The 5,610-nt window shown below is 40.3% G+C and carries 7 protein-coding genes and 2 pseudogenes; 4 read left to right on the plus strand and 5 right to left on the minus strand.

The features are described 5' to 3' along the window. From IQ259_RS26535 to IQ259_RS26555, 4 genes and pseudogenes are all read left to right on the plus strand, one after another. Positions 1–93 (plus strand): annotated as a pseudogene (locus IQ259_RS26535) (IS5/IS1182 family transposase); the annotation flags it as partial. Positions 94–247: 154 nt separating this feature from the next. After that, positions 248–448 carry a hypothetical protein gene (locus IQ259_RS26545; RefSeq protein WP_193888968.1) on the plus strand — a complete coding sequence of 67 codons (201 nt, stop codon included), beginning with the start codon at positions 248–250 and terminating at the stop codon, positions 446–448. 19 nt (positions 449–467) lie between these two features. Beyond that, positions 468–698, plus strand: coding sequence for a DUF433 domain-containing protein (locus tag IQ259_RS26550; RefSeq protein WP_193888969.1), 231 nt, complete (start codon positions 468–470; stop codon positions 696–698). An 8-nt stretch (positions 699–706) separates the two neighbouring features. Further along, the gene (locus IQ259_RS26555; protein ID WP_193888970.1) at positions 707–1,069 is read left to right on the plus strand and encodes a DUF5615 family PIN-like protein; all 363 of its coding nucleotides are present in this window, start codon (positions 707–709) and stop codon (positions 1,067–1,069) included. A 546-nt stretch (positions 1,070–1,615) separates the two neighbouring features. Here IQ259_RS26555 and IQ259_RS26560 read toward each other — a convergent pair. The 5 genes and pseudogenes from IQ259_RS26560 to IQ259_RS26580 all read right to left on the minus strand — a co-directional run. Continuing rightward, a complete protein-coding gene (locus IQ259_RS26560; RefSeq protein WP_193888971.1) occupies positions 1,616–3,367 on the minus strand; it encodes a GUN4 domain-containing protein in 1,752 nt (583 codons plus the stop codon). Continuing rightward, positions 3,360–3,758 (minus strand): hypothetical protein, encoded by a 399-nt coding sequence (locus tag IQ259_RS26565; protein ID WP_193888972.1) that lies wholly within the window; start codon positions 3,756–3,758, stop codon positions 3,360–3,362. Before IQ259_RS26565 ends, IQ259_RS26560 begins: the two co-directional genes overlap by 8 nt. A gap of 190 nt (positions 3,759–3,948) precedes the next feature. Then, positions 3,949–4,452: a molybdenum cofactor biosynthesis protein B gene (locus tag IQ259_RS26570; protein ID WP_193888973.1), complete on the minus strand. Its 504-nt coding sequence runs from the start codon at positions 4,450–4,452 to the stop codon at positions 3,949–3,951. A gap of 276 nt (positions 4,453–4,728) precedes the next feature. Continuing rightward, positions 4,729–5,064 carry a photosystem II reaction center protein Psb28 gene (gene psb28 / locus IQ259_RS26575; protein ID WP_193888974.1) on the minus strand — a complete coding sequence of 112 codons (336 nt, stop codon included), beginning with the start codon at positions 5,062–5,064 and terminating at the stop codon, positions 4,729–4,731. Between the two features lie 300 nt (positions 5,065–5,364). Continuing rightward, positions 5,365–5,478: pseudogene (locus IQ259_RS26580) on the minus strand (D-aminoacyl-tRNA deacylase); the annotation flags it as partial. Between the last annotated feature and the right edge of the window lie 132 nt (positions 5,479–5,610).

Raw genomic sequence — 5,610 nt, forward strand, 5'->3', positions numbered from 1 at the left:
CGATTAGTTCGAGATTATGAGTTATTGCCCGAAACATCGGAGACGTTTATTTACCTTGCCATGATCCGGATCATGGTGAGGCGATTGGCATAAAATTTCACCACTCAAAACTTTTCAAACACCCTCTGAGTTTGGACAACTTTTAGTAGTTGCACATACTGATAGAGGAGAAACTGTAAGAATTATCAGCGACCGAAAAGCTACCCGTCAAGAAAGGAGTTTTTATGAAGAAGGAATTGAAAACGAAATGGAAGATGAACTACGCCCTGAATATGACTTCGCACAAATGGCAGGGGGAATTAGAGGTAAATATGTTGAGCAATATCGTACACAAACGAACCTAGTGCGTTTAGATCCTGATGTTGCTCAAGCTTTTCCTAATGATGAAGCAGTGAATGAAGCATTAAGATTACTAATCCAGATTGCCCAGCGTCAGCAACACCATTAGAAATAATTTAAATAATCTTATGTTAAATCTGAGCAGAATTACATTTGACCGGAACATTATGGCGGGACAAGCTTGCATTCGTGGGATGCGGATTCCGGTTTCTCTTGTCGTTAATTTAGTTGCTAATAGCAAAACTGTAGAAGAAATTTTAGAAGAATATCCAGATTTAGAACCAGATGATATTCGTCAATCTCTACTTTACGCGGCGTGGTTGACTCAAGAGCGAGTTTATCCCTTCAAAAGTGCATAATCGTCATAATGAAGTTCTTGGCAGATATGGGAATTTCACTACGTACTGTATCTTGGTTGCGTAGTGGTGGTTATGATGTGGTGCATTTGCGCGATGAAGGTTTGCAAAGGCTACCAGATAACGAGATTTTAATTAAAGCCCGTACAGAAGGGAGAATTTTATTAACTGTAGATTTAGATTTTGCCCAGCTTTTAGCAGTTAGTAGAGATAATTTACCCAGTGTCATCTTGTTTAGATTAGGAAATGAAAATTACGATGTAATTAACGAAAAGTTGACGCAAGTTTTGAATGAGTGCCAGGAAGATTTAGAGGCTGGTTCAATTATTTCTGTAAGTAATGAAACTTTTCGGGTGAGGCGATTGCCAATATGAGTAAAATGAGAGGATTTTTTTTAAACTCTTGGAGAGCGATCGCTCATTATTCTATAATTTAAGTCGAGCGATGTCTCCGACGGGCTGCGCCTACGCCCTCACAACACCATCATTCCACCCCAGAACACGAACATTCTCGTTTAGGGCACGAAACACCGAGTTCAAAACATGAAACTTGGAGTTCAGAACATGAAACACCGAGTTCAGAACATGAAACACCGAGTTCAGAATACGAAACTTGGAGTTCAGAACACGAAACTTGGAGTTCAGAACACAAAACTTCGAGCTTAGAACACGGAACTTCAACTTCAAAACATGAAACTTTGAGTATAGAGCAGTTATGTGAACAAAAAGATCCCCGACTTCTCAAAGAAGTCGGGGATCTGAAACCCACTTGAGTCAATTCTTTATTCATTGGGCAAGTTGCTAACGCCATACTACAAGTGCAACAGCAAAAGTGGCAAAAACGGCGGAACGTAGAACCTGCAAGACTTCGTAGAAATGACCTATTTGGAAATTTTTACAATTTTGTGTAAACCTTATATGCTACAGTTTACAAGTCTGGACGCGAGAGAAGAGACACAAATATGGAATTGATCGATATGAAGATTTCGTTCCAGAAACTCTAATTGGATGGGGTATTCCGATAGGGAGACTTCCATATGGGGCTTGATCATCATATTCATAATAATATTTTATACTTTCCATTTTTACCCAGCCCATTGCGGATCTCTGCCATTCTACACGTGAGCAAAAAGCATTCCAATTTTTTCCTACTTCTAGCCAGATTTTTTTCTGCACACTAAATCCAAAACGCTCATTGCTGTATTTTACCCACAGTTGATCAATCGTGCGTAAGTCTGTGCAAGGAAATTTTTCAATTGAATTGGTATCAAAGCAATCTTCTTTTTCTCTACCAGCAGCTTTTAGCATCACTGATCGAGTTTCTTCATCCGCTTCCTTCCACTTTCCAGCTTTGAGTAAATCGCGCAAATGTGTATAGTTTACGCCTTTAGTAGAACTCAGATCATCAGTTTCCTGTTCTTGTTGCCGTTTTAACCTTTCTGCTTCCTCTTGTTTTCGTTGTCTTTCTAACCTCTCGGTTTCCTGTTGTTTCTGTATTCTTTCAGCTTCTTCTTGTTGGTGTTGCAGCCTTTCTGCTTCTTGTTTTTGTTGTAATTTCTCAGCTTCTTCTGCTTCTCGTTGGCGTTGTAGTCTTTCTGCTTCTTGTTTTTGTGTTCCTTTAGTAGATGTAATCTCTTTCTCTATGTCCTCTACATCTTCATCTCTTAGACCTAAAACATCTTGCTGGTAATCTTTCAGTATCTTTAAAATGTGTTCATCTAGAGGATATTTTTGCTCAACAGCCCTAGCAAATTCTTGTTTGTAACTTTCTAAATTTGCTAACCTTCTACGAAAAGGTTCTAGAACTTCGTTTTCTATTTGATCGGCTTGTTCATCTGTGAGTCCAAATGTTTTGCGTTTTGGCTTCAAAACTAAGTAGACAAACTCATTCAGTTCACCATTTTGAGCATATTGTTCAACCAGCTTGCGATACTCTACCTCTGGATTCTTTGGCGCATAAGCCAGTAAAATATTGTATCCTTCCTTATCCAGAATGATTTCTGGTGTCATCTTAGGCTTGACTGCTTGGACTTTTGCCTTAGCGTAATCATGCAGTTCACATACATGAATATTGCCATCGTTATCTGTATCTGCTGCGCCTGTTTCAATTCCCTCAATTAAATATTGAGTATAGAGGGAAAGTGTTGCACCTTCTTGTTCAAAAGATGTTTGAGTTGCACTTGAAGATGTTAGAACAACTCGCCCCTCCGCGCCTAACTGCTTTTTGATATCAACACCAACACTTTTTGTCCGCCAACCTTGAGCGTAAGCACCACTGTAGCAAGCATCTAAAATCAAAACTTGCCGTTTAGCATAGCAATTGTTTGATTGTCCTTGGATAAAATTTGCGTCTACAGCAGTAGCTTCAAAATCGTCTTTAGCTGTATTTCGAGTCGCTAAATAGAGATGATTTTGATCATTAGTAATACCATGACCAGAGAAAAAGAATAATACTAAGTCGTCTTTTGCAACTTCTCTAAACAGCTTGTGAATTGCTTTTCGCATGGCGATCGCGTCGGGATTCAGCAGCCGCTCAACCTGCTCAAAACTTCCTAGATTTGGGTTTTGCAAAACTCGCTGCATAGCTTCCACATCATTGAGCGCAGATGATAAAGGTGGAATCCCTTCACCATACTCACTGACTCCAATCAGTAGTGCTATCTTCTTAGCCATTACTGCGATCGCTCATTGCTGCTAATAAGTCTTTTGCTACTCTCTCACTTTCTAGCAGTTCTTGTCTGCTTTTGGCTTCTATGTTGACTTCTTTCTCGCCAACTTTAACAGTAATTTTGATGGGCTTGTCTCCCAGGCGATCGCCCAAAAAACCTAAGAAGCTTGTAACATTCTTCATGCTCACTTCAGCCGTCAGGAATCCGATCAAAGTGGCGAATCCTGGCTTGCTTCCTACTTCTGGGTTCAAATCTTCAGCGCGATCGGCTTTCTCCACCTCATCCAAATCGCGGATTTCCCGCAGCAGCTTGCTGGCTATTTTTTGCCGTCTCTCATCATCTAATTCTGGGTCATCAACGGCAAAAGTGAATTGAATCGTAGGTTCTTCTGTCATTTTAACCTCCAGAGTCGCGTTATCTACACGGCATTAGACTACACCGTAGAATTCTACGATTTCGTAGTAAAAAAAGATAGTCTAAAAAATATGCTCAAACTACCTCTTCCTACTTGTTATGTAATTAATTTTACCTAAGCGCTTAGAATACAACCTCTTTAAAGCTAAAATCCCAAATTGGGATCACTCCCTATTTCCGCATTTGGCTGACTAAATGAGTCAGTTCAGGTAAAATCAGTTTTTCCATACCTAGCCGCACTGCATTGCTAGAACCAGGAAGAGAGAAGATTAATTTATTTTGATAAACACCTGCGACAGCGCGAGAGGCGATCGCGCGAGAACCAATTTCTTGATAACTTAAAAATCTAAATAACTCTCCGAATCCCGGCAGAGTTTTTTCTAATAATTTCTCAATAGCATCATAAGTAGTATCTCGCGGTGCAATACCTGTACCACCATTAAAAATAATTGCATCTAACTTGGCACTTTGACCCAGCAATTCTATCTGTTCTTGTATTTGTGCTGGCTCATCTTTGATGATTGCGTAGGCTGCAACACTATGGTTAGCACTTAACAACAATTGTTGGATAAGTTGACCACTTTTATCTGTTTCTTGGGTGCGAGTGTCGCTGACAGTCACTATTGCACAAGTTACCGTCATTTTTGCCGCATCTGGATGAGGTTGTTGCGTCATAAGTAATTCGTAATTCGTAATTAAGAAATTCAGATTTTATCTAGGTTTCAAAGTTGCCGAATTTTAGAAAATTGGTATGAGTGCTTAAATTGTTGCAAAGAGCCATTAGTCTATAGTCGTTTGCTAATGACTATAGACTAATGACTACTTAATCCGCATTTCTCACAAACAGTAGGGGCGGTTTCACAGATATGCTCAAATCATTCACGAATATTTCGCTCAACCCGCCCCTACGGACTCTGGACTGAGGTTGCAATAATTGGTGAGAAATCCGGGTTAAGATTTGCTGAATCCCAAATCGTTTTGTTCAGCATACCGCTCCATGAAGCGCATAAAGCGATCCCACTCGTCAGAAGATTTCATAATGTAAACAGCTTCTAATGCTTCTGCTTTACCGTTGACAAATCTACCCTTGACTTCGCGGGTAATTATTTCGCCTTCCTCGTCAATCAGGTACATCCCGGTAATTTCCTCAGTGCTGCTTTGGCTCAAGGCTTTGGGATTTGTAAAAATAAAGGTTGCTGTACCAGTATCGCCTGTGCGCGATCGCGTTAAACGTACATCTGGGACTACATCTTCGTCAAGACCTCTAGAAAACTGGATTTTTGCCATGATGAAAGAATTTTAAGTTTTGTGATGGTTAATTTAATATTCTCTCATCATTTAGAACTCAGTAGTCTAGTTTTAGAAGTCAAGGAGTAGGAGAAAAACTTATTATTTCACGTGGTGTGCAACTTTCTTTCAAACCTAACCCCCAACCCCTTCCCTACAAGGGAAGGGGAGTAATACTCAAAGCCTCTCTTCGCTGCGGGGAGAGGTACCCTGCGGGTTCGCGGTAGCGTCTCGTAAGAGAAGCAAGCTATGAAGAGGGGTTTCAAGAATAAGTCGCACATCGCGTTACTTCGCACTTTTTCACGTCGCTTCTCGTTCGAGTAACAAAGTTACCGGCCCATCATTTTCGATATAAACTTGCATCATTGCGCCGAATTTGCCTGTTTCTACGCTTAAACCACTGGCGCGTAACTTGTTAGCCCTCTTCTGTCACTTTCCGGAATAAGCAAGTAGTTCAGGAGCTAAATCATCCAGAAGCATAAAAGGGTTTAAATTGATTCATGGCTGCAATTAAATGATTGAATCCCAGTAACAAATGTGAATTAG

This window comes from Fortiea sp. LEGE XX443, assembly GCF_015206815.1.
Classification (GTDB): Bacteria; Cyanobacteriota; Cyanobacteriia; order Cyanobacteriales; family Nostocaceae; genus Nostoc_B.

Excerpts from the sequence above, each read along its gene's own strand:
- IQ259_RS26545 (WP_193888968.1), top strand. The coding sequence starts at position 248 with ATGGAAGATGAACTACGCCCTGAATATGACTTCGCACAAATGGCAGGG.
- IQ259_RS26550 (WP_193888969.1), top strand. The coding sequence starts at position 468 with ATGTTAAATCTGAGCAGAATTACATTTGACCGGAACATTATGGCGGGA.
- IQ259_RS26555 (WP_193888970.1), top strand. The coding sequence starts at position 707 with ATGAAGTTCTTGGCAGATATGGGAATTTCACTACGTACTGTATCTTGG.
- IQ259_RS26560 (WP_193888971.1), bottom strand. The coding sequence starts at position 3,367 with ATGGCTAAGAAGATAGCACTACTGATTGGAGTCAGTGAGTATGGTGAA.
- IQ259_RS26565 (WP_193888972.1), bottom strand. The coding sequence starts at position 3,758 with ATGACAGAAGAACCTACGATTCAATTCACTTTTGCCGTTGATGACCCA.
- IQ259_RS26570 (WP_193888973.1), bottom strand. The coding sequence starts at position 4,452 with ATGACGCAACAACCTCATCCAGATGCGGCAAAAATGACGGTAACTTGT.
- psb28 (WP_193888974.1), bottom strand. The coding sequence starts at position 5,064 with ATGGCAAAAATCCAGTTTTCTAGAGGTCTTGACGAAGATGTAGTCCCA.